Genomic DNA, 23,400 nt, shown 5'->3' with positions numbered 1-23,400 from the left:
AAGAGGGCTATAAAAGCCCTCTCTACGAATTGATTATAAAAGAATTAGATCAGTTCGATTGCGACCGCAGTTGCTTCACCACCGCCAATACATAGCGCAGCGATACCATGTTTACCGCCTGTACGTTTCAATGCATGAATCAAGGTCAGGATAATACGTGAACCTGTAGAACCAACCGGGTGACCGAGCGCACATGCACCACCATTGATGTTGACTTTTTCAGGATCAAGCTTGAACTCATCCATTGGGCACATGGTGACCATAGCAAACGCTTCATTGATTTCCCAAAGGTCAACTTCCTCAGCTTTCCAGCCAGTTTTATCCAGAACTTTCTGAATCGCACCCACTGGCGCAATCGTGAATTCAGATGGATGCTGGGAGTTTGAAGCATAAGCAATGATTTTAGCCAAAGGCGCTAAACCTTTAGCTGCTGCATTGTCGCTTGAAGTCAGAACAAGGGCAGAGGCACCATCTGAAATTGAGCTGGCATTTGCTGCCGTAATTGTCCCGTCTTTTGCAAAAGCAGGACGAAGAGTTGGAATCTTATCAATATTGGCATTGAAAGGTTGTTCGTCCTTATCAACTACGACATCACCTTTACGGGTGGAAACAGTGACTGGCACGATTTCATCAGCGAAGTAACCTTCATTGACTGCAGTTTGAGCACGTTTCAGTGAACGGATCGCAAACTCATCCATCTGTTCACGGGTATAGCCTTTTGTATTCGCCATATCTTGAGCAAATGAGCCCATCAGGCGACCAGTTTCGGCATCTTCCAGGCCATCCAGGAACATATGGTCCTTGATTTCACCATGACCCATACGGAAACCGCCACGCGCTTTTGGCAATACATATGGCGCATTGGTCATGGATTCCATCCCACCTGCAACCACATAAGTTGCAGAACCTGCCTTAATCATATCTGCCGCTTGCATAACTGCTTTCATGCCTGAACCACATAATTTGTTGATGGTGACGGCACCTGTAGAATCAGGCAGACCCGCTTTACGCATCGCTTGACGAGCAGGACCTTGTTTTAAACCTGCCGGGAGTACACAACCCATAATGACTTCTTCAATATCGGTTGGCTGCAAGCCTGAACGAGCAATCGCTTCTTTGATGGTGACAGCACCCAGTTCAGGTGCAGTAACGCTAGCCAAGCTGCCTTGAAAGCCGCCCATCGCTGTACGTGCGCCATTGACAATTACGATGTCAGTCATTGTTATATCTCCCTATAAGTTTTGATCATTTTTTCTCGAACCTAAGCAGTATATTGAAAAAAGTACAGGATTAAAGTCCTAATCTGGATAAATCATAGACTCTAGGGTTTTATTAACAGGAAGCCATATGTTCGATTCGGATATGTCCCATTTTATTCAAGACAATACGTTGCTGGGACGAAAGGTGAGTAGAACAATAATAAAAGCTGCCATTCGATCCAATTGGTAAAGCCGTCTGGGCTTGATAAGTTACGTTCGGCATACTTAAAGCACCTCGCCAACTCAAGTTACCGTATTTAAGATTAAGTTGTTCAATGTGTAAAATTTGTTCGTCATTGTCGACTTGACGATTACGGTTTTTATCAATAAATACCAGCAAATTTTTATTCCATTGGTTTGCTTGGCAGGTTAATGAATCTTGACTGGGACAAATCACAATATTCTGGTGAAACACAGCTGCCTGGCTGCGTGCATAACGATTGGTTGCTGTAAGTTTCATCGGAATATTTTTGGCTTCCTGCTTGGATAAATAATCATGAAAGTAAGGCAAGGCAATTGTGACCACAATTGCGATAAGGGCAATACAGATAATTAACTCAACAATAGTGAACGCTCTTGTTATCTTTTTATACATAGAGTTACCTGATTTATATATTATTTTTATTTGAAACATGCTATTAATTGTGCGTTTTTTATGCTTAATTGAGCGAGTAAGCAATGCCTTACTCAAAATTCAAAAAGGCGCTTAAAAATAAATTGGCAATGACAATAGGCGATTCACAACAAAAAATTGAGTAAAAAATTACTGAATTACAACGGAAATTGTAAGTAATTTTGTCAATAATTTACTTGATTAGATTAATCAAGCACTTGGAAAAATAATAAAGTGTTTGTATGATGCGCAGTGAATAGCTTAAAAATAACACTGGGGTAAAAAAAGCCTATCTCAGAATGGCCTATTAGAAGGCTTGAGCTTGAACAACAATTGTTATCTCTGGAGGATAAATCCATGAAAATGAGTCGTATTGCTTTAGCAATGCTTGTAGCTGCTCCTTTTGCTGCTGCAAACGCAGGCGTAACTGTTACTCCATTAATGTTAGGTTATACTTGGCAAGACACCCAACACAACAATGGCGGTGATGATGGCGAACTAACAACTTCTGGTGAAATGGAAGATGATCTATTTGTTGGTGCTGCAATTGGTGTTGAACTAACTCCATGGTTAGGTTTTGAAGCTGAATATAGCCAAGTTAAAGGCGATATGCGAGATCTACCAGGTGCTGAATACAAAGGCCAGAACATTGCAGGTAATTTCTATGCAACTTCTGACGTATTTACTGGCAACTATGACAGCAAAATCAAGCCATATGCATTGTTAGGTGCTGGTCACTACAAATATGAGTTTGACGGTGCTTCAGAAACTGCTTTAGGTCGTACTGGTCGTGGTTTTGAAGAAGAAGGTACACTAGGTAATGCTGGTATCGGTGCATTCTGGCACATCAACGATGCTTTAGCTCTACGTACTGAAGCTCGTGGTACTTACCACTTTGACGAAAAATTCTGGAACTATACAGCACTTGCTGGTCTTAACGTAGTTCTAGGTGGCCGTTTGAAACCAGCTGCTGACGTTGTAGAAGTTGCTCCAGTTGAGCCAGTAGCTCCAGTAGCTCCAGCTCCACAAGAGTTGACTGAAGACCTGAACATGGAACTTCGCGTGTTCTTTGATACGAATAAATCAAACATCAAAGACCAATACAAACCAGAAATCGCGAAAGTTGCTGAGAAGCTAGTTGAATATCCAAACGCAACTGCTCGTATCGAAGGTCACACAGACAGCACTGGTCCACGTGCATTGAACGAACGTTTATCTCTAGCTCGTGCTAACTCTGTTAAATCTGCACTTGTTAACGAATACAACGTAGATGCATCTCGTTTGTCTACTCAAGGTTTCGCTTGGGATCAACCGATTGCTGACAACAACACTAAAGAAGGTCGTGCTATGAACCGTCGTGTATTCGCGACAATCACTGGTAGCCGTACTGTTCTAGCTGAACAACCAGCTGCTCAATAATTCGTTATTGAACAGTGATTAAAAAAAAGCGACTCTTTGAGTCGCTTTTTTTATGGCTGTTTTTTGCATACACTTGCTGCTCGAAACTGATTTGGAGTTAAAGCATGAGTATAGAACTCCCTCAAGACTTACAAAGTCTGGAAGCTAATAGTGGTATATATGCAATCTGGATGATCTTTCATCATTATGGAATGGATCTGCATATTCCTGATCTAGTGCAATTGACACAGTATAATGATGAGATGGGAGCTTCAAGTATTGCACTCGCTGTTGCACTTAAAACACTAGGGCTTGATGTTGAATTTTTTACAGAAACTGATCCCGATAAACAGCCGCTTGAAATCCAGTTTTATCAAAAAGCACAAGAACTCAAAGTGTCTGTTCATGAATATCCACTTTCTTATACAGATATTCAAAAATCAGTAGATAAAGGCCGTTTTGTAATCGTGTTCTACGATACGCTGGAAGGGGTAGGGAACCATTCATTAATTTATGAAATCAATGAAAAAGAAATCAGTTTCTTTGATAGTTTTAATGCTATGTCTAAAGAAGTTTTCGAACAGCAGCGTCGAGTAAAAGGTATTTGTCAGCAAGTCATCGTGATTGATGACCGTAATTTTGTCATGCGTCATAGCTGATTTCAGAATATAAAAAAGCAGCTACTTGAGCTGCTTTTTTAATAAAGGTGAGAACTTAGTCTTTTTCAATATTCATCGGTCGAACATCCATCTCCTGATAGGAAACCAGTTTGGTTTTATATTTCCACTTATAACCTAGCCAGATCACCAGGAATAATAAAATACCGATATAAGTAGAAAGGACAGCCAACCACTCACCATCTAGGACAGCTTGATAATTTTGACCTAGAACAACAATTGAACAAAGGACGAAGGCAAACCAAGGCGCGAACGGGAAGAATTTAGCTCTATAGGCTAGACCTTCAAGTTGATAGCCTTGAGCCAGATAACCTTTACGGAAGCGGTAATGTGAGATCGCAATCCCTAACCAGACAATGAAGCCACACATACCTGACATATTCAGCAGCCAGTTAAAGACTTCCTGCTCGCCAAAGAATGTGGTCAAGAAGCATAGCGCCGCAATCGCCGTTGTCGCATACAGGGCATTCATCGGTACACCACGTGGATCCAGATGGGCAAACAGTTTAGGCGCACTGCCTTTACGTGCCATATCGAACAGCATACGGGTCGAAGAATACATGCCTGAGTTACCTGCAGACAGAATCGCAGTCAGAATTACCGCATTCATCATACTGGCTGCAAAAGCAAAACCTGCTTTCTCATACAATAAAGTGAATGGAGAAAGGGCAATATCTTCAGTTGCAGCTGCCTGTAAGAGACGCGGATCATTATAAGCAACCAATGTACCGATAATGAAAATACATACGATATAGAACAGCAAGATTCGCCAGAAGATTTGCTTGATCGCGACTGGAATGGTTTTTTGCGGATCTTTAGATTCACCAGCCGCTACACCAACCATCTCGGTACCCTGGAACGAGAATCCGGCAATCATGGCAACACCAATCAAGGCCTGGAAACCGCCTACAAAAGGCGCTTCACCTACGCTCCAGTTTGCAAATGCCGAAACACCCGGTGTGAGCATGATCTTGGCAATCATCCAGATCCCGATGATGATAAAGGCAATAATTGCCAAAACTTTCACTAATGAGAAGAAGAATTCTGATTCACCAAAACCTTTTACTGTGAGAGCGTTAATCCCAAAGATCACAGCGAGGAAGATCGCACTCCAGTAAAAGCCCGGAATATCAGGGAACCAGAATTTCATAATGAACTGTACGGCAACCAGTTCAAAGGCAACGGTAATCGCCCAGTTGTACCAGTAGTTCCAGCCTAAAGCGAAACCGAAACCACCTTCGACATATTTGGTACCGTAGGTAAAGAATGCGCCCGAGGTCGGATTATGAGTCGCAAGTTCTCCCAGACTGGTCATCAAGAAATAAATCATTACGCCAATCAGGGCATAGGCGAGAAGTGCGCCACCCGGGCCTGCGCTGGCAATAGTCGCACCTGAGGCCAGGAATAAACCTGTACCGATAGACCCGCCAATCGCGATCATATTGAGATGACGAGCACCAAGCTTACGCTGCAGCTGCACGCTGTTCTGAGTTTCGCTCATCATGATTCCTTAGCATTTTTTTGAGTGCTGGCGAAGAGCACTTTAAAACCTTGTTGATCAGTTTTGACTGTACATTGGCCAAAACTTTGTTCAATTAAAATTGGATAATTTAAGAAACGGTTTGCCACAATCCATAATTCACCGCCAGACTTGAGATGACGACGCGAAGCCTTGCATAAAGTTTCGCTGGCCGCATAATTGGTCTGGATTCCCTGATGGAAAGGAGGATTGCTGACAATGGCATGTAAAAAGAGCGGTGCATCTTCAATACCTGACACAGCTTTAATTTCCAGCTGCTGAGGACTGAGCTGATTTTTCTCAAATGTCATTTGAGTAGAAGCCAAGGCAAAGGCATCCACGTCCAGAGCAAAAATACGGTTCTCAGGATTCAGTTTGGCTAAATAAGCACTGATCACGCCTGCACCACAGCCAAAGTCGGCAATCTTGCCTGAGGTCACCTGAGATAAATAGGGTAAGAACACCGCTGTTCCTACATCCAGATGATCCTGACTGAATACACCTGGAAGTGCACAAATCTGCAAATCACCTTTTGGTGTGGCCACTGTATAGGTCTGTGCCCAATCTGCCAACGCTTTTGCTTCGACCGTGCAGTCTAGAGTCAATTGCCACAATTGGCAATGTCGTGCGCTGTCGAGCTTGATGAGTTTACCATAAGCCTGTAGCTGCTTTGCCGCACGCTCTACGCCACCTTTCTTTTCACCCACAAGAAAGACACTGCTGCCTTGTTTTAATCGGGCTGCAATATTGTGAATCAGATAATTCAATAATTCTTTTGATTTAGGTACGAAAATAACTGCCTGATCAAATTCCTGATCAGGAAATTCTGCGCCGAAATGAACCTGAGCCTGCTGTGACTGGAAATATTGAAAATCATTATAATTCCATGTCCAAACAAAGGGCTGGATAGATTCACCACATTCAGCAAGAAGCTCATCGGTCGGGGCATTTACCAGCAATACGCGACCAGACAAATAATCATATTGTCTTAATAAAACTTCGCTTTTAGGATCCATAGATCTTTCTCCAATAGAAAAAACACTGTCCGAGTCCAACTCAGACAGTGTTCTTTGGACATGAAATTACTTCTTTACTTCAGGAAGTACAATATTCAATATGAGGGCTGCAATACCGCCTGTCGCAACACCGGAACTAAAGATGTTACGGAATAATTCAGGAAGATGTTCCAGAATCTGAGGTACCTGTGCAACGCCTAAGCCGAGTGCAAGCGAGATTGCAATGATCAGCAGGGCACGACGGTCTAAGTGAATACCAGACAGGATATTAATCCCAGATGCAGCGACTGCACCAAACATCACCATCACTGCGCCACCAAGCACAGCTTGAGGAACGGCTTGGATCACACCTGCAACAGCAGGCAGTAGACCTAGAATCACAAGGAGTGCTGCGATCCATATCCCAACATAACGGCTAGCTACACCAGTCAATTGAATCACACCATTATTTTGTGCGAAAACTGAACTTGGGAAGGTATTAAATAAGCCTGCAAGCAGAGAGTTAGCACCATTCACTAACACACCACCTTTAATGCGATTCATCCAGGTTTGACCATCCACTGGCTGATTCGATAATTTTGATGTTGCGGTAATATCACCAATGGCTTCTAGTGAAGTCACCAGGTAAATGAATGCCATTGGAATGAATAAGCTCCATGAGAAGCTTAAACCAAAATGCATTGGGGTAGGAATCTGAACCAGAGGTGCATCTTTTAAACCATCAAAGTTGAGATGACCCATAAAGCCGGCAAGGATATAACCCACAACCAGTGCAATCAGAATTGCTGAGCTTTTTACCCAGGTAATACGCACACGGTTCAGTAAAATAATTAATGCCAGAACGGTACATGACATGATCAGGTTATCTGCATTGGCGAAAGTTTTGTCACCCATGGCTTGATAACCACCACCCATGCTGATCAGACCTTCTTTAATCAAGGTTAAACCAATCAATAGAACTACAATACCCGTTACTAGTGGAGTAATGAGTTTCTTCACCCATGGCAAAATGCGTGACACGCCCATTTCAATAAATGAACCTGCAATCACTACACCAAAGATCGAAGCCATCACCGCTTCTACCGGTGTGCCTGCAGCGACCATCGCTGAACCGATCCCGATGATTGGGCCAATAAAGTTAAAACTTGTACCCTGAACAATCAGCAAGCCTGCGCCAAAGGGACCCACTTTCTTGGATTGTAAGAAAGTTGCGATACCAGAGATCACCAAAGACATGGACAAGATCATGTTGGTGTCTTCTTTAGACACACCCAATGCCAGACAGATCAGTAAACCTGGCGTTACAATTGGGACAATAATGGCCAATAAATGCTGGAATGCGGCTAAAAATGCGATAAACGGTTTAGGACGATCTTCAAGGCCGTAGACAAGGTCAAGTTGATCTTTAGAAAGAGGAGATTGATTAAAATCAGACATGTGTCAATGCAAATTAAGGCTGGGTGGCGCTATTCTAATCGAGTTACACGTCATTACAAAAGTAATTGGAAAAAAAATTGACGCTCTCTACAAACAGTCACTGTCAAAAGTTTGTATTTTTCTGTATAATTTGCCCTCAAATTTAAAACGTATCGAATTTACATGTCAGATATTAAAACTCTCCGTAACATTGCCATTATCGCGCACGTCGACCATGGTAAAACCACTCTTGTAGACAAACTTTTGCAACAATCAGGTGCTCTCGGTGATCGCGCGGGTGAGATCGAGCGTGTCATGGATTCGAACGCGTTAGAATCTGAACGTGGTATTACCATTCTTGCAAAAAACACTGCAATCAAGTGGTTAGATAAACGTACAGATACAGAATACCGTATTAACATCGTGGACACCCCGGGACACGCCGACTTTGGTGGTGAAGTTGAACGTGTAATGTCGATGGTTGACTGCGTACTGCTTCTTGTAGATTCACAAGAAGGTCCTATGCCACAAACCCGTTTCGTAACGCAAAAAGCGTTCGCGCGTGGTTTGAAACCAATCGTAATTATCAATAAAGTTGATAAACCAAGTGCGCGTCCAGACTGGGTAATCGACCAAGTATTCGACCTGTTCGACAACCTTGGCGGTACTGACGAACAGTTAGACTTCCCAGTAGTTTATGCTTCTGGTCTTCGTGGTGTTGCTGGTCCTTCTCCAGAAGAACTTGCTGACGACATGACTCCATTGTTCCAAACAATCGTAGACATCGTTGAGCCACCAGCAGTTGACGTTGACGGTCCATTCCAGATGCAAATTTCATCTTTGGACTATAACAGCTTCGTAGGTGTAATCGGTGTTGGTCGTATCCAGCGTGGTTCAGTGAAATTAAACACTCCTGTGACTGTGATCGACAAAGAAGGCAAAACCCGTAACGGCCGTATCTTGAAAATCATGGGTTACCATGGTCTAGAACGTGTTGACATTGAAGAAGCTTCTGCAGGTGATATCGTTTGTGTAACTGGTATTGATGCACTGAACATTTCAGATACGATCTGTGATCCTAAAAATGTTGAAGCGCTTCCAGCACTTTCTGTAGATGAACCGACTGTGTCTATGACTTTCCAGGTGAACAACTCTCCGTTCGCTGGTAAAGAAGGTAAATTCGTAACTTCACGTAATATCCGCGAGCGTCTTGACCGCGAATTGATCCACAACGTAGCACTTCGTGTTGAAGATACTGACAGTCCTGACCGTTTCAAAGTATCTGGTCGTGGTGAGCTTCACCTTTCTGTACTGATCGAAAACATGCGTCGTGAAGGCTTCGAACTTGGTGTATCACGTCCGCAAGTGATCATGAAAGAAATCGACGGTCAAATGCAAGAACCGTACGAAAACGTAACGTTTGACGTTGAAGAACAGCACCAAGGTTCTGTAATGGAACAAATGGGTCACCGTAAAGGCGAAATGACCAATATGGAAGTTGACGGTAAAGGCCGTATCCGTATTGAAGCAACTGTTCCTTCACGTGGCTTGATCGGTTTCCGTTCTGAATTCATGACCATGACTTCTGGTACTGGTATCATGACTTCAAGCTTCTCGCACTACGGTCCTGCTAAACAAGGTACTGTTGCGAAACGTCAAAACGGTGTACTGATTTCTATGGTTCAAGGTACTTGCCTGGGCTATGCACTGTTCACACTTCAAGACCGTGGTCGTCTGTTTGCTAAACCACAGTTAGAAGTTTATGAAGGTATGATCGTAGGTATTAACTCACGTTCTGACGATATGGTTGTTAACCCAACTAAAGCGAAACAGTTAACTAACGTACGTGCGTCTGGTACTGATGAAGCATTGACTCTTGTTCCAAACCTTGAATACACGCTAGAACAAGCGCTTGAATTCATTGAAGATGACGAGCTAGTTGAAGTAACACCTAAGTCAATCCGTATCCGTAAGCGTTACCTGACTGAAAACGAACGTAAACGTAACCGTTCTAAATAAGACCGGTCACTGGTACGAAAAAAGCCGCTGAATCAGTTCAGCGGCTTTTTTATTGGGTAGAAATTACATACACTTAATAAATTAGTTTTAAATAGAAATCCCTAACTAATGTATAATCCATCACAAAATTGCATAAAAATACTGGTGACTTTATGAGCATTATTCAAGAATTTAAAGAATTTGCGGTAAAAGGCAATGTCATGGATCTCGCAGTGGGTGTGATCATTGGCGGTGCTTTCGGTAAAATTATCGATTCTATGGTGAAAGACATCATCATGCCTGTCGTGAGCTGGATCTTGGGTGGTGATGTTGATTACTCTAACTGGTTTGTCGTGTTAGGCGATAATCCAAATAATGTGACCAATCTGGCTGAAGCACAGGCAGCCGGTCTGAATGTCTTTGCTTATGGTAATTTCTTGACCATTCTCATTAACTTCCTGTTATTGGCATGGGTTGTATTCTGGTTGGTGAAACTGATGAACAAACTGCGCCGTGATAAAGCAGAAGAAGCAGCGCCTGAACCTGAAGCGACTCCGGAAGATATTGCATTGTTACGTGAAATCCGTGATGAGCTAAAAAAACGTCCGGAAGCTTAAGCTTTAGGGATAAATAAAAAAACGGCGTATAAGCGCCGTTTTTTTATTTTCTGGCCTCTCCCTAACCCTCTCCTGAGAGGAGAGGGAACCCTAAAGGAATTAAAAATCCATCCGAAACTTAATTTCGACCAAATGAAAACCGAACTGACTTTTGACTGGGCCATGCAGAACATGTTCTGCAGCAGTAAAGACCAGTTTATCAATCACTGGAACGAGTTGGCCTTTTTTTACTTCACCGAGTTCACCACCACGTTTGGCAGAGTTACAGATTGAGTATTGTTTGGCAATCTTGGAAAAATCTGCACCTGCCAGAATCTTCTTCTTAAGCTGTTCAGCCGTATCTTTATCCTTCACCAGAATATGACGGACAATCGCAGTCTTCATGATTTCTTACCTCGTACAGCAGCCACACGCTTAGGTGAAAGCTTTACCTTTTTTAGCGGCTGGCATTCAGGACAATAGACGGATGCGCGCTGGCCGAGCTTGATATTTTCCAGTGTCGTTTCGCAGTTCACGCACATTTCTCCTGCACGGCCATAAGCCAACAGCGTCTGCTGGAAATAACCATTTTCTCCCATAGCATTGGTGTAGTCGCGTAAGGTAGAACCACCTAAGTCAATCGCCTGTTTTAAAATACGCTTGATCTCAACCACCAGTTTTTCAATCTGTTCGAAACTCAAACTTGAGGCTGGCTGGGCTGGATGAATACCCATATTGAACAGGCTTTCAGTTGCATAGATATTGCCTACGCCGACCACGAAATGGTTATCCATAATTGCAACTTTGGTGCCAACGTTTTTATTTTTTAGTTTTTCAAATAGATATTCGGCATTAAAAGCATCGCTTAATGGCTCCGGCCCAAGCGTATCAATCAGTTTGCTTTGTGATTGAGCGTCTAACCAGAGAATACAGCCGAAACGGCGCGGATCATGGTAACGCAGCTGGATCTCTTCAAACTGGATAATCAGATGATCATGCTTGCGCAATTCTTCATTGGCTTCACACAAGCGAAAGCTGCCTGACATACCCAGATGCCAGAGCATCGTATCCTGTTCAAATTGCGCCAGAATATATTTGGAACGACGCGTAAGCTGAATCAGGCGCTGTCCTTGCAGACGCGCGAGATCATCAGGAATCGGCCAACGTAAACTAGGCTGACGCACTTCAACTTTTAGCACTTGCTGATTAAGAAGGGGAAGGAGGCTGGTTTTGGTGGTTTCAACTTCGGGTAATTCAGGCATAACACTTAGCAGCTAATATCATGAGGCTAATATTGGGCGTTTTAAGTCTGAATGCAAGTCCTGTTTGAATAGAAGTTATAAGCAGGACATTCAAAAATATTTTAAAAATTGGTTAAAAAATAAACTTTAATATTGAGATGGTTTCAGATCCAAATAATAAAAATAGGAAGTATATTGTTTGATTTTTAGTATTTAACTTACTGAAAAATATAAATTCTATAGAATTTATTGTTATATAAAATATATTTTCTTATAACTTAAAGTTTTACCAATAATAAAAAAAATGCTGCGTTTTTAAGTGAAAAGTTATGTAACGTTCTGTATCAAGTCATACAGGGCATGCATCAGGCTGCCTTTACTCTCTCCATATGTTTAGGTTTTATATGAAAAAGTTAAGTCTAGCTTTATTGCCATTGATGGCAGCCATGACCTCTGCTCAGGCTGAATCTGCATTTGATCCTCAAGGACAGTACCTATTAGGCGACTGGAATGGAAAACGTACTGAACTTGCTCAACAAGGCATCAAGTTTGAAGCAAACTTACTGACAGATACAGCGTATCTGGCTGATGGCGGACGTAATGAAGGGGCTGATCCTCTAACTTCTGCACAGTTATGGTTGGGTACACAGTTAGACATGGAAAAACTGGCTGGCTGGGATGGCGTAACTGTTCGTGCAGTGGCGACTGCGCGTCAGGGTCAAAGTACATCGGTACGTGATTTACAAGGTGATGCAGCTCAATGGGCCAATGTTCAAGGGACATTTGGCCGTGGTAACCAGGACAGCCGTTTAACCGAACTTTCAATTGAAAAGAACTATAAGGATCAAGGACTGAGCATTAAAGCTGGTCGTCTGGGTCTCGGTATGGACTTTAATGTGATGGCCTGTGATTTTGCCAGTACAGCATTTTGTGCTGCGCAGATGGGTAAATGGCAGGGCAATATCTGGATGAATACCCCAGTCGCACAATGGGGTGCACGTGTAAAACAGCAGTTAAATCCTGAAGTTGCTGTACAAGTCGGTGTTTATGAATTTAATCCAGATAATGGTAATGCCAAAGCCGAAGGTCAGGGCTGGAGTCTGGATACCGACAATGCTGATGGCGTGACGATTCCTGCAGAAGTGATCTGGACACCAAAATCATTAGTAAATGGTTTGCCTGGCAGCTATCGTGTAGGCGGTATGTATAACACTGCTGATGATGTTGCCAACCAGAAAGATGTTGCGACAGGTGAAGGAAAAAACCGCACCTTTGCGGGCTGGTTAGCTGTAGAGCAGCAATTGACTTCAACGGGTAATGACCGTCAGGGTTTACACTCATTCGCTAACTTTACCTGGCATGATCGTGATACCAATAAAGTAGATAATTCACAACAGTTGGGTCTGAAATATATTGGTCTGGTGGATAGCCAGCCGAATGATATATTGGGTTTAGCGGTTAACCGTGTACATGTAAATGACCGCTTTGCAGATTCACGTCCAATTTATGATGCGAGTGCCGAATACAATATCGAACTCAACTACAGCTATAACGCAACAAAATGGCTGATGCTACGTCCAAACCTGCAATACGTTATAAATCCGGGATCTAGCAATCAAGTGGATAATGCATTGGTGTTAGGTTTGACTACACGAGTGATCTTCTAAAAAGAATTTAATCACGTTATAAATAAACAGGCTCATCAGAGCCTGTTTTTTATTTTTTGGTAAAAAGTTCTGAAAAGCCACTTCACAAAAAGAGGGAATACCGCGTGTCACTACTATTTCAGCCGGTTCAGTTTGGATCATTGCAACTTAAAAATAAAATTGTGATTGCCCCGATGTGTCAGTACTCTGCAACCGAGCAAGGTGAAATCACTTACTGGCATGAACAACAATGGGCCAATTATGCCTTATCCAGTGCAGGTCTTTGCATTGTGGAAGCCACCGCTGTACAGCCTGAAGGGCGCATCAGTTATGCCGATTTAGGGCTTTGGAATGACCAGCAGGCCAGCCAGATCAAAACCTTATTGCAAAAGGTCAAGTCAATTTCTCCTATGCCTTTTGCAATTCAACTCGCACATGCAGGCCGTAAAGCTTCTACAGATAAACCTTGGGGTGGCAAAGGGCAGTTCGCCCCAGATCATTCACTCGGTTGGCAAACTGTCTCTGCCAGTGATATTCCTTTCCAGACTCATGAACATCCACCTAAGTCTTTAAGTGTTGATGAAATCCAGCAAGTAATTCAGGATTTTGCAGCCAGTGCAAAGCGGGCGGTTGAAGCTGGCTTTGAACTGATTGAACTACATGCAGCACATGGTTATTTACTGCATCAGTTCATGTCACCGTTATCGAATCATCGTCAGGATCAATATGGCGGTTCATTTGAAAACCGTATTCGTCTGACGCTTGAAGTATTTGAAGCAATAAAAGCCGCCGTACCAGAAGGTTTTCCAATTGGTGTTCGTATCTCAGCAACGGACTGGATGGATGGCGTAGAAAGTTGGGATGTAGAATCTTCAGTCGAACTATCCAAAGAACTGGAGAAACTGGGTGCAGTCTATATTCACGTTTCGAGTGCAGGTTTACATGTAGATCAGAAAATTGATGTGCATCCGAATTATCAGGTCCCTTTTGCTGAAGCGATTAAAAAGGACGTGAATATTCCAGTCATTGCTGTGGGTTTGATTACCGATGCACAGCAGGCAGAAGGCATACTGGAGTATAAACAGGCTGATGCGATCGCGATTGCACGTGCCTTGCTTTATGATCCACGCTGGCCTTGGCATGCCGCAGTAACGCTGGATGAAAAAATAGCAATTTCTCCACAATATTTACGTTCTGCACCGCATGGCTTAAATCAGTTGTTTGAATCGTTTTAAGGCTATTTTTTCTTAGAAAGGCTTATAATAACGCATCTCAAACAACAGGACATTTCATATGATTATTGCGGTAATTGTGCCCATATTTTTATTATTGGCACTAGGTTACCTGAGTGTGAAATGTCAAATTCTAAAAAAAGAACAGGTCGAAATGGTAGGGGCCTTTGTCATCAAAGTGGCCTTACCGTTACTGTTCTTCCAGTTTTTAGCCTCTAAAGATCTGCATGAAATCTGGTATTTTGAATACTTTGCGGTCTATACCTCTGTCACTTTATTACTTTATGGTTTCAGCTTCTGGCTGATGCACCGTCAGTTCCGGAATACCTCCTCGCATAGTGCTGTTCTGTCCTTAGGGGCAGCAATGTCCAATACCGGATTGATCGGTACAGCAGTACTCACTTTATTGGTGGGACAGCATGCAATGACCTATACCTCTCTGGTGGTCATCATTGAAAGCATGATCCTGATTCCGATGGTGTTGATCCTGGCTGCACTCGGTACCCAACATCAAGCCAATCTGGGTAGTCTTGTGAAAAGTACCATTCTCATGCTGTTCAAGAACCCTTTATTTATGGGGGTGATGCTGGGTATGGCCTGTGCGATTTTTGAAATTCGCTTGCCAATTTATCTGGACCAGGTCTTTGCCATGATTGGACAGACTGCCTCACCTTTGGCGCTGTTTGCGATTGGTGGCGGAATCGTGGGCATGAGCCTGAAATATGTGAATCTGCAAAGTTTCTATTTGGTATTTTCCAGCAATATCCTGATGCCGATCCTGATGTATCTAGGTCTTAGTCGACTGACTCACCTGAGTCAGGAAATGATCTATGCTGGGACTTTGATTGCAGCACTGCCTATGCCAACGATTTTCGGTATGTTAGGACAAGCATACGGCCTCAATGAGCGAACCTTAACCCCTTTATTGATGAGTACTATCGCAGGTTTTGTGGTTGCCAGTGGACTTATTACTTTGTGGTGGAGTTAAACAAGCTGACTTACAAATCTATATCCCATAAAAAAGCTCCAATAGGAGCTTTTTTATTTTGATTAAGTCTGATCAACTTTTTTTGGCAGGTGCTTTTTTCTGTTCAGCAATCATTTTATCCACTGCTGCTAGAGATTCTCTGGCCTTAGGAATATTTTCCTGTGCCAGGGCCGCAAAGATCTTTTTCGCTTCAGGCAGGTTTTGCGGAACAATACTACCGTTGGCAAACATATTGCCAATCGCCATGAGGGCGGGGATATAGCCTTTTTTCGCCAGATCCTGAATACTGCTCAAGCCTTGCTGGATGGGCTTTTCATTCTTGGTTTTAAAGCCGTTGCTGATGTCATATAAGGCTTTGGCATGAATGGCCGGCATATTACCCTTGCTAATCAGAGGCTGTAATTTTTTCAAAGCCTGCTGGTCAGAAGCTGTTGTACCTTCAGCAAATAAAAGTATAGCTAGATCTACGGTTGCTTCATCGAAATTGGCTGCCGATGCACGTTCCAGGTATTGTTTGGCTTTGCCCAAATCCTGCTTAAGGCCTAAAGTACCACCGGTATAATTCTTGCCCAGTACATAGTTGGCCACCGGATAACCTTTGCTGGCAGCCTGTTCATATAGCTGAATAGCCTTTTTTTCGTCCTTGGCAGTGCCTTGGCCAGTTTGCGTTAAATAGCCTAGGTTATAGATAGCCTGTGCATTTCCCTGGCTGGCCAGTTTGCTTAAAGCATCGTAGGCACCCTTGAAATTCATGGCATTCACCATCTCTTCAATTTTGGCAAATTGAGGGTCAACTGGGGCATTTGAAGTGTTTGCTAGGGCAAATTGGCTGGACACTGCAAGAATTGCAGCAAGTACTAATTTTTTCATTGTTCCGATAACCTTAATTTTTCTAACACCTAATTCCATGGTGCGATTTTTGTCGTTTTCATCTACATCATAAGACGATTTCAGGCTTTGTAAATACTGAATATGTGACTAATTACAAATTATTTGAGAATCATATAGGAGATGAATCAATAAAAGCGTGCTCGGTTTAAGGTGTGTTTTATTCAGTCAATCTTTGTCTATTTAATTGTTTAGCCTAATAAAAATAAAAAAGCCAGAATTGAATTCTGGCTTTTGCATCAAGATAACAGGTTATTATTGTGGACGTGCCACATCACCACTTAAAGCTTCAGGCAATTCCAGAACTTGTACATCCAGCTCAGCCAATGCTTCAGGTTTGGCAACTACCAAAGCCTGATAACCCTCATCTGTACCAATGCTATTGACCACTTCGACGTCATTGTGCAGCTTGGTCGCAACAGCAGGTGCTTCACCTGTACCTTGAATCAAATGCAACCAGTGTTTTGGCTTGGCTTTGAACCATAAGCGAGCAATCACTTCCTGACCCAGATAACAGCCTTTGTCATAGTGAATGCCTTCACGTTGATGAAGACGCAATTCCTGTGGCTGGAACAGGGTCGCAGTAGTTGCTTGAATCCAAGCCTGACCTGAAGCAATAGCTTGCTGTTGCCAAAGGGTAATATCCGTTTCAGTTTCAACAAAATCAGTCTGGATATCATTAATAACTGGATAAACCGGGCCAACCTGTTCCAGTTTCATTTTTGAAAATGCACCAAACTTTTTAATATGGCTGGCCAGTTCTGCTGCCTGATCTTCAGGGCTGACAATTTCAAAGCTTTCCGGATTAATTTTTTTCAACCAGATACCAAACTGGATACGTCCTTTCAAGCTACAGATCGCTGTATAGCGAGTCAGGTTTTCAGCCAGAGTTTCGACATTTAAAGTAACTTGACCCTGAAGGAATTTTTGCGCATCTACTCCATTCAGCGTAAATAAGGTAAAAGCAGGAGATGTTGCCATGATCAGCCTCAGTTTGAATACTAAAAATCAATCAAACTATTGTGCAGCAAGCATTTAATAGAGGCAAACAAAAAAGCCAACAATCGGGATCATTGGCCTTTTCAGGAGTGTCTAATTAGTGATGATGCGACGAGGTTGGCAGAGGTGAATCACAAGGGAATTTGCCTCCACAGACCCGTACCGTTTCCATCATGCCCTGATCTTCATGATCGAGGATATGACAGTGCTGTACAAAATCACCTTCAAATTTCTTGTAATGACTGCGAAGAATAAATTTATAGTTTGCTTTGATAAACAGGGTATCTTTGAATTGTCCTTTCATGCCACGATATTGCACATCATCTGTGTCATTATCATCAGGCGCTAATTCACTCACATCAACTTCTTTAGATTCGCCATTAGGACCAGTGACAGTTTTTAAGATTTTAACAATCTGGAATGGATTAACATGAATATGGAAAGGATGGCCACCAAAAGCTTCGGTCGTCAGTTCCCATTCATCCGTCTGCCCAATTTGTAACTGACGTACATATTCACGATCCGGATCTTTGGCATGTGTCCGACCGACTGATCCTTCGCCATCAAATGCATCTCCAAAACTGAGTAAGTCACCATCTTCTTTATGGCGGAAGCCAAATTTAAGACCATTTGCGAAAGCCAGTTCAAATTTACTGTACTGTTTTGGTCTGGAAGCGACCAGCTTGTCAATTGCAGGAGTCATTAGGGATGGATGATCGGTAAAGGCAGTAAGATCAAGTTTGGATAACTGAGTCTGAATCTCTTTGCTTAAACCAATTTTTTTCGCGCGCTCTTGCAGGAACTGGGCAGGAGTCTGCGCTTTTGTTTTGCTTGCCTGTACATTGACCCATCCCAGTAGTTGGGCATTGAAAGGGTGGTTTGGAGCTAGTTGAGGAGTAATTTGACCCGTTGGGATCGGTGCATTCACTTCATCCTCAATATTTAATTTGGAGTCATAAATACAGTATTTATTGGTGGTTGGGAAGGTAACCATTGCATCATGACGATAACCAGGCTGGAACACAGACAGTGTTCTGCGCTGTACCTGAGTCATGGTCAAACCATCTTGAGCAATCGTATAAACAGGTAAGCTTTTTAAACTCTCATTAAACTCTTTTAGATCTGCTTCCTGATATGCCAGACAGGCTTTAAGGGTGTCTGCGGCGCTAAATTTACTGGAGTTTGGCAGTTCTTTAATAATCAAACCAATGGTGTCGCGTACACCACCATGAATCATGCGCCAGCGATTAAAAGCATTCTGTTTAACTTTGATCTCCCCTAAAACTTTACCATTGATAGACGTATAAAAGTTCTGGCCGGCCCAAGAGCCAGGATTAGCGATATCTGTATAATCTTCAAGTAATCCTAAGCCTTTACCTTCGCAATTGTTGGGAGGGTCAAATTTTACATCCGGGTCAGGGTTAGAGCATCGATATTGAATTTGCTGGAATAGCAGGATGTTTTCATTTGGATAGCTATTTTTTTCTTTCCATAAAATGTCCATATCGCCTGTTTCAGTGACTTTGCCATTTTTCACTTTTGGTGTTCTTGAGCCTTCTACAATTAATGGGCCTGCCATACCACTCGATACCTGAATAGCCGTTGAGCCATGCAGATGAGCGTGATACCAGTAGGTTCCTGCCGGATGATTCGGCTCCATTTTGTACTGATAGTCAAATTTTTCCTGAGGTTTAAATTTCAGGAAAACATTATCACTATTGCCTTGAGGGCTTACCCAGAAGCCATGAGTATGCAGGTTGGTGGTATTAAAGCAATGTGGATCATTCACATTATCCACTTTGTCTGGGCAGGTGGATTTCTGTTCAGGTGGAAGCTGGTTATTGAGGTTAATTTTCAGGGTTTCACCTTGTTTGACCCGGATCTGCGGACCAATTAAAAGGTCTTCAACAGACTCTCCAGCTTTTTTCTTGTTAAACAAGCTGGCATTAGTGAGATAACCTCTGACGAACAGTTGATCCCAGGTACTATTTCTCGGATTGTAAATCTTGCCGGTTTTATAAGCGACGATCAGTTCATGGGTGCCCTTGGAATTTTTTTGCAATAGGGGCGGATTGCTAATCAAAGTATCGGGTGCTGTTGGAGAAGGTTGTGGATTGTTGGGATTATTGGGAGTGGTAGGTGGGTTAGGGTTGTTGGGAGTTGGCGGTTTAGGATTGGAGGGATTTTTACCTCCATTCCAGCTTGCTGCCAGTACAGCGATCACTGCAGCAACGATACCAAGAATGGCGAGTTGTATCATTGTAATCACCCTTATGTGCTTTTGTGATGAGTGTTGTTGTTGTGAAGTAATTCGAGGGTAGATTTACAAAGTTGAGATACAGACTGTTATCACCAAATTAGGAGGAGGGCGACAGACGGTAAGCTAAAATGACGTGTGTAAAGTATTTTAGATAGGGATGCGTTTTATAAGCTCATGTTTATGAATCATTGTCCTATAAATATTTAACGTATTTCTAAAATTGTAAGAAAGTCTTAAAAAATATATGGAATTGAGAATGTAACTTATTTCGGGGTATGTCTAACCTGAAAAATGATTTTTTCGCCTACACTCATCGAGCCATATCTGCAATGAAATTTACCATTTTCGGTTAAGAGTTATGCTTAACACTGAAATAAAAAAATATAGATTCAGTTTTTTATTAAATGAGCTATTTCTAAAATTAAAAAATTCTAAGCTTTGATTTCATATGAAATTTATCCTTAAACTCATTCCAAGAAATTGATTATTTTTTATGCTGTTATCAACATCTCATACTAAAGAATGAGACAGATTTAGGCCTATTTTTCAGAAAAAATGCAATTTAGAGTCAAAATTCTAAAGTATGGGTCAGTAATTTTGGTAAAAATACCATTTTTAGTATTTAAGCTTTTGAAAATTATAAGATTTGGGAAATAGACTTTCGACAGCGTACAATGCCTTTATTAAAAAACAAGTCATCAAGATATTTTGATGAATAAAAAGAGTAATGAAAGAGGGCAGGCAAGCTATGAACAATAACTACCGGAAACCGTTGCAAGGTACCCAGCTGGAATATTATGACGTGCGTCAAGCCGTAGAAGATATTCAGCCAGGCGCATATGCCAAACTTCCTTATACATCTAAAGTGCTGGCCGAGCAGCTGGTACGCCGTTGCGACCCTGCGATTTTAGAACAGTCTTTACGCCAGTTGATTGAGCGTAAACAGGAACATGATTTTCCTTGGTATCCGGCGCGTGTAGTGTGTCATGACATCTTAGGGCAAACAGCACTGGTCGATCTTGCCGGTCTGCGTGATGCGATTGCCGATCAAGGCGGTGATCCGTCTAAAGTCAATCCTGTGGTGCCGACCCAGCTGATCGTCGATCACTCGCTGGCAGTCGAATATGGCGGCTTCGATCCGGATGCATTTGAGAAAAACCGCGCGGTAGAAGATCGCCGTAACGAAGATCGTTTCCATTTTATTGAATGGACCAAAACCGCTTTCGAAAATGTCGATGTAATTCCTGCGGGTAACGGCATCATGCACCAGATCAATCTGGAAAAAATGTCACCAGTCATTCAGAACCGTGATGGCGTGGCATTCCCGGATACCTGTGTGGGGACTGACTCGCATACTCCACATACGGATGCGCTAGGCGTGATTTCAGTCGGTGTTGGTGGATTAGAAGCTGAGAACGTGATGCTGGGCCGTGCATCATGGATGCGTTTGCCAGACATTATCGGTGTCGAACTGGTAGGACAGCGTCAGCCGGGCATTACCGCAACGGATATTGTTTTAGCTCTAACCGAATTCCTGCGTAAAGAACGTGTGGTTGGTGCTTATCTGGAATTCTTCGGTGAAGGCGCAGACAGCATGTCAGTCGGTGATCGTGCCACGATTTCCAATATGACCCCGGAATATGGTGCAACTGCAGCCATGTTCTATATTGATCAGAACACCATTGATTATCTGACGCTGACTGGTCGTGAATCTGAACAGGTCAAACTGGTTGAAACCTATGCGAAAGAGATTGGCCTGTGGTCATCAGAAATGACTCAGGCAGAATATCCACGTGTATTGCGTTTTGACCTATCGACTGTCACCCGTAACATCGCTGGTCCATCCAATCCACATGCGCGTGTATCAACGTCTGACCTGAAAGAAAAAGGCATTGCGGGTGTGGTAGAAAACCGTACGGATGGTTTAATGCCAGATGGTGCGATCATTATTGCGGCAATTACTTCGTGTACCAATACGTCTAACCCACGTAATACCGTGGCAGCAGGCTTGTTGGCACGTAAGGCTAATGAACTTGGTTTAGTGCGTAAACCGTGGGTTAAATCATCTTTTGCTCCGGGTTCTAAAGCAGCGGCGTTGTATTTGGAAGAAGCAGGCGTACTAAAAGATCTGGAGAAACTGGGCTTTGGTATCGTGGCCTATGCATGTACCACCTGTAACGGCATGTCTGGTGCGCTTGATCCGAAGATTCAGCAGGAAATTATCGACCGTGATCTGTATGCGACAGCAGTCTTGTCGGGTAACCGTAACTTTGATGGCCGTATCCATCCTTATGCAAAACAGGCTTTCCTGGCATCTCCACCGCTTGTCGTGGCTTATGCGATTGCCGGTACCATTCGTTTTGACATTGAGAAAGATGCACTAGGCACAGACAAAGATGGCAATCCGATTTACCTGAAAGACATCTGGCCATCGGATGAAGAAATTGATGCTTTGGTGAAAGAGTCCGTGAAGCCGGAACAGTTCAAGAAAGTGTATATTCCGATGTTCGATCTGGGTGAGCGTGAGCAGGCAGCAAGTCCGCTGTATGACTGGCGTCCGCAAAGTACTTATATCCGCCGTCCGCCATACTGGGAAGGGGCATTGGCTGCACCGCGTACTCTGGCAAATATGCGTCCGTTAGCCATCCTTGGCGATAACATTACTACCGATCATTTATCTCCATCGAATGCGATTGTGTTGGATTCGGCAGCAGGTCAATATCTGGCGAAAATGGGCTTGCCTGAGGAAGACTTTAACTCGTATGCAACGCACCGTGGTGATCACCTGACTGCACAGCGTGCAACCTTGGCGAATCCGAAGCTGTATAACGAAATGGTGGTGCGTTCCGACGGTACCATTAAGCAAGGTTCTAAAGCACGTGTCGAGCCGGAAGGTGAAGTGATGCGTATGTGGGAAGCGATTGAAACCTACATGAACCGTAAGCAGCCGCTCATCATTGTTGCAGGTAAAGATTATGGTCAAGGTTCAAGCCGTGACTGGGCTGCGAAAGGTGTGCGTCTGGCAGGTGTAGAAGCGATTGTGGCTGAAGGCTTTGAACGTATTCACCGTACGAATCTGGTCGGTATGGGTGTACTTCCACTTGAGTTTAAGCCGGGTACAGATCGTAAAACTTTGAAGCTGGATGGTACTGAGCTATATAGCGTGATCGGTAATATTGCGCCACGTTCGACTTTGACTCTGGTGATTGAGCGTGTGACTGAAGATGGCAAAAAACAGACCATTGAAGTGCCGGTGACTTGCCGTCTGGATACTGAAGAAGAGGTTTCTGTGTATGAAGCGGGTGGGGTATTACAGCGCTTTGCGCAGGATTTCTTGGAAGGGAATGTGGCTTAATTTTTATTAAATCTTCCCCCAACCCTCCTTTGAAAAAGGAGGAAGTTCCCCATTGCTGTCCCATAGTTTGCTTTAAATAAAAAAACCTGAGTCCTAACAGTTAAAATATGAGTGCAAACAAACACTTTAACGACCAGGATTCAGGTTTTGTCCCATCAGAATACCGTATTTCATGAGCTAATTAAACCTGTTGTGCGACAGGATTTTGAACAACTTGCTAAAGTACACCATGTTGGACAGAAATTTAGAGCGGCTTCCCGGTGGGATCAGTTTATTGCCATATTAATGTCTCAATTCTC

General features: G+C 43.1%; 19 protein-coding genes. 9 read left to right on the top strand and 10 right to left on the bottom strand.

Features of this window, described 5'->3' with window-relative positions; translation table 11 throughout:
* Positions 1 to 44 precede the first annotated feature (44 nt).
* Positions 45 to 1,220, bottom strand: a complete 1,176-nt coding sequence (locus FTV34_RS13355) for an acetyl-CoA C-acyltransferase (RefSeq protein WP_180012177.1) — start codon at positions 1,218 to 1,220, stop codon at positions 45 to 47.
* Between the two features lie 112 nt (positions 1,221 to 1,332).
* Entirely contained in the window at positions 1,333 to 1,854 is a 522-nt protein-coding gene (locus FTV34_RS13350) for a GspH/FimT family pseudopilin (RefSeq protein ID WP_180012175.1), read from the bottom strand.
* 375 nt (positions 1,855 to 2,229) lie between these two features.
* On the opposite strand from FTV34_RS13350, the gene omp38 reads away from it, so the two are divergent.
* Positions 2,230 to 3,291, top strand: a complete 1,062-nt coding sequence (gene omp38, locus FTV34_RS13345) for an outer membrane protein Omp38 (RefSeq protein ID WP_179993194.1) — start codon at positions 2,230 to 2,232, stop codon at positions 3,289 to 3,291.
* A 104-nt stretch (positions 3,292 to 3,395) separates the two neighbouring features.
* Positions 3,396 to 3,929, top strand: a complete 534-nt coding sequence (locus tag FTV34_RS13340) for a peptidase C39 (protein WP_180052859.1) — start codon at positions 3,396 to 3,398, stop codon at positions 3,927 to 3,929.
* A 55-nt stretch (positions 3,930 to 3,984) separates the two neighbouring features.
* On the opposite strand, the gene FTV34_RS13335 is transcribed toward FTV34_RS13340, so the two are convergent.
* From FTV34_RS13335 to FTV34_RS13325, 3 genes are all read right to left on the bottom strand, one after another.
* A complete protein-coding gene (locus FTV34_RS13335) occupies positions 3,985 to 5,448 on the bottom strand; it encodes an amino acid permease (RefSeq protein ID WP_180070505.1) in 1,464 nt (487 codons plus the stop codon).
* On the bottom strand, positions 5,448 to 6,482 hold the full coding sequence (locus FTV34_RS13330) for a methyltransferase (protein ID WP_180070503.1): 1,035 nt from the start codon (positions 6,480 to 6,482) through the stop codon (positions 5,448 to 5,450). Before FTV34_RS13330 ends, FTV34_RS13335 begins: the two co-directional genes overlap by 1 nt.
* 66 nt (positions 6,483 to 6,548) lie before the next feature.
* On the bottom strand, positions 6,549 to 7,919 hold the full coding sequence (locus FTV34_RS13325; RefSeq protein ID WP_166139125.1) for a uracil-xanthine permease family protein: 1,371 nt from the start codon (positions 7,917 to 7,919) through the stop codon (positions 6,549 to 6,551).
* A gap of 162 nt (positions 7,920 to 8,081) precedes the next feature.
* Between FTV34_RS13325 and typA the strand changes: the two genes are divergently transcribed.
* Positions 8,082 to 9,917: a translational GTPase TypA gene (typA, locus tag FTV34_RS13320; RefSeq protein ID WP_004785176.1), complete on the top strand. Its 1,836-nt coding sequence runs from the start codon at positions 8,082 to 8,084 to the stop codon at positions 9,915 to 9,917.
* Between the two features lie 152 nt (positions 9,918 to 10,069).
* Positions 10,070 to 10,513 carry a large conductance mechanosensitive channel protein MscL gene (gene mscL, locus FTV34_RS13315; RefSeq protein WP_159123684.1) on the top strand — a complete coding sequence of 148 codons (444 nt, stop codon included), beginning with the start codon at positions 10,070 to 10,072 and terminating at the stop codon, positions 10,511 to 10,513.
* A 99-nt stretch (positions 10,514 to 10,612) separates the two neighbouring features.
* Here the strand turns inward: mscL and FTV34_RS13310 are convergent, their stop codons facing one another.
* The gene (locus FTV34_RS13310) at positions 10,613 to 10,897 is read right to left on the bottom strand and encodes a peptidylprolyl isomerase (protein ID WP_180070501.1); all 285 of its coding nucleotides are present in this window, start codon (positions 10,895 to 10,897) and stop codon (positions 10,613 to 10,615) included.
* Positions 10,894 to 11,754: a bifunctional DNA-formamidopyrimidine glycosylase/DNA-(apurinic or apyrimidinic site) lyase gene (gene mutM, locus FTV34_RS13305; protein ID WP_180012165.1), complete on the bottom strand. Its 861-nt coding sequence runs from the start codon at positions 11,752 to 11,754 to the stop codon at positions 10,894 to 10,896. The genes FTV34_RS13310 and mutM overlap by 4 nt, the downstream gene beginning before the upstream one ends.
* A gap of 383 nt (positions 11,755 to 12,137) precedes the next feature.
* Between mutM and FTV34_RS13300 the strand changes: the two genes are divergently transcribed.
* The 3 genes from FTV34_RS13300 to FTV34_RS13290 all read left to right on the top strand — a co-directional run bounded on the left by FTV34_RS13300 (position 12,138) and on the right by FTV34_RS13290 (position 15,599).
* Complete coding sequence (locus FTV34_RS13300) at positions 12,138 to 13,400, top strand: carbohydrate porin (RefSeq protein ID WP_180070499.1); 1,263 nt, start codon at positions 12,138 to 12,140, stop codon at positions 13,398 to 13,400.
* 104 nt (positions 13,401 to 13,504) lie between these two features.
* Positions 13,505 to 14,614, top strand: a complete 1,110-nt coding sequence (locus FTV34_RS13295) for an NADH:flavin oxidoreductase/NADH oxidase (RefSeq protein WP_180003845.1) — start codon at positions 13,505 to 13,507, stop codon at positions 14,612 to 14,614.
* A gap of 58 nt (positions 14,615 to 14,672) precedes the next feature.
* A complete protein-coding gene (locus FTV34_RS13290; RefSeq protein WP_180003843.1) occupies positions 14,673 to 15,599 on the top strand; it encodes an AEC family transporter in 927 nt (308 codons plus the stop codon).
* Between the two features lie 72 nt (positions 15,600 to 15,671).
* On the opposite strand, the gene FTV34_RS13285 is transcribed toward FTV34_RS13290, so the two are convergent.
* The 3 genes from FTV34_RS13285 to FTV34_RS13275 all read right to left on the bottom strand — a co-directional run bounded on the left by FTV34_RS13285 (position 15,672) and on the right by FTV34_RS13275 (position 19,746).
* Positions 15,672 to 16,469 carry a tetratricopeptide repeat protein gene (locus FTV34_RS13285; protein ID WP_180003841.1) on the bottom strand — a complete coding sequence of 266 codons (798 nt, stop codon included), beginning with the start codon at positions 16,467 to 16,469 and terminating at the stop codon, positions 15,672 to 15,674.
* Between the two features lie 273 nt (positions 16,470 to 16,742).
* Positions 16,743 to 17,468 (bottom strand): folate-binding protein YgfZ, encoded by a 726-nt coding sequence (locus FTV34_RS13280; RefSeq protein WP_159123690.1) that lies wholly within the window; start codon positions 17,466 to 17,468, stop codon positions 16,743 to 16,745.
* Between the two features lie 115 nt (positions 17,469 to 17,583).
* The gene (locus tag FTV34_RS13275) at positions 17,584 to 19,746 is read right to left on the bottom strand and encodes a multicopper oxidase family protein (RefSeq protein WP_180012163.1); all 2,163 of its coding nucleotides are present in this window, start codon (positions 19,744 to 19,746) and stop codon (positions 17,584 to 17,586) included.
* Positions 19,747 to 20,494: 748 nt separating this feature from the next.
* Here FTV34_RS13275 and acnD point away from each other — a divergent pair.
* Together acnD and FTV34_RS13265 are read left to right on the top strand one after the other, a co-directional pair.
* A complete protein-coding gene (gene acnD, locus FTV34_RS13270) occupies positions 20,495 to 23,101 on the top strand; it encodes a Fe/S-dependent 2-methylisocitrate dehydratase AcnD (protein ID WP_180012161.1) in 2,607 nt (868 codons plus the stop codon).
* 147 nt (positions 23,102 to 23,248) lie between these two features.
* A partial coding sequence (locus tag FTV34_RS13265; protein ID WP_141214591.1) for a DUF4372 domain-containing protein occupies positions 23,249 to 23,400 on the top strand: 152 nt, incomplete at its 3' end.

This window comes from Acinetobacter sp. YH16038, from assembly GCF_013417275.1.
GTDB lineage: Bacteria > Pseudomonadota > Gammaproteobacteria > Pseudomonadales > Moraxellaceae > Acinetobacter.
Note: the sequence above shows the minus strand (reverse complement) of the source record. Positions and strands in the feature narration are given on the sequence as shown.

What these genes read in the sequence shown, in the direction of transcription:
- FTV34_RS13280 (WP_159123690.1), bottom strand. Translation starts at nt 17,468, where the DNA reads ATGGCAACATCTCCTGCTTTTACCTTATTTACGCTGAATGGAGTAGAT.
- FTV34_RS13355 (WP_180012177.1), bottom strand. Translation starts at nt 1,220, where the DNA reads ATGACTGACATCGTAATTGTCAATGGCGCACGTACAGCGATGGGCGGC.
- typA (WP_004785176.1), top strand. Translation starts at nt 8,082, where the DNA reads ATGTCAGATATTAAAACTCTCCGTAACATTGCCATTATCGCGCACGTC.
- FTV34_RS13290 (WP_180003843.1), top strand. Translation starts at nt 14,673, where the DNA reads ATGATTATTGCGGTAATTGTGCCCATATTTTTATTATTGGCACTAGGT.
- FTV34_RS13275 (WP_180012163.1), bottom strand. Translation starts at nt 19,746, where the DNA reads ATGATACAACTCGCCATTCTTGGTATCGTTGCTGCAGTGATCGCTGTA.
- mscL (WP_159123684.1), top strand. Translation starts at nt 10,070, where the DNA reads ATGAGCATTATTCAAGAATTTAAAGAATTTGCGGTAAAAGGCAATGTC.
- FTV34_RS13300 (WP_180070499.1), top strand. Translation starts at nt 12,138, where the DNA reads ATGAAAAAGTTAAGTCTAGCTTTATTGCCATTGATGGCAGCCATGACC.
- FTV34_RS13335 (WP_180070505.1), bottom strand. Translation starts at nt 5,448, where the DNA reads ATGAGCGAAACTCAGAACAGCGTGCAGCTGCAGCGTAAGCTTGGTGCT.
- FTV34_RS13325 (WP_166139125.1), bottom strand. Translation starts at nt 7,919, where the DNA reads ATGTCTGATTTTAATCAATCTCCTCTTTCTAAAGATCAACTTGACCTT.
- FTV34_RS13350 (WP_180012175.1), bottom strand. Translation starts at nt 1,854, where the DNA reads ATGTATAAAAAGATAACAAGAGCGTTCACTATTGTTGAGTTAATTATC.
- FTV34_RS13330 (WP_180070503.1), bottom strand. Translation starts at nt 6,482, where the DNA reads ATGGATCCTAAAAGCGAAGTTTTATTAAGACAATATGATTATTTGTCT.
- FTV34_RS13340 (WP_180052859.1), top strand. Translation starts at nt 3,396, where the DNA reads ATGAGTATAGAACTCCCTCAAGACTTACAAAGTCTGGAAGCTAATAGT.
- mutM (WP_180012165.1), bottom strand. Translation starts at nt 11,754, where the DNA reads ATGCCTGAATTACCCGAAGTTGAAACCACCAAAACCAGCCTCCTTCCC.
- FTV34_RS13310 (WP_180070501.1), bottom strand. Translation starts at nt 10,897, where the DNA reads ATGAAGACTGCGATTGTCCGTCATATTCTGGTGAAGGATAAAGATACG.
- omp38 (WP_179993194.1), top strand. Translation starts at nt 2,230, where the DNA reads ATGAAAATGAGTCGTATTGCTTTAGCAATGCTTGTAGCTGCTCCTTTT.
- FTV34_RS13285 (WP_180003841.1), bottom strand. Translation starts at nt 16,469, where the DNA reads ATGAAAAAATTAGTACTTGCTGCAATTCTTGCAGTGTCCAGCCAATTT.
- acnD (WP_180012161.1), top strand. Translation starts at nt 20,495, where the DNA reads ATGAACAATAACTACCGGAAACCGTTGCAAGGTACCCAGCTGGAATAT.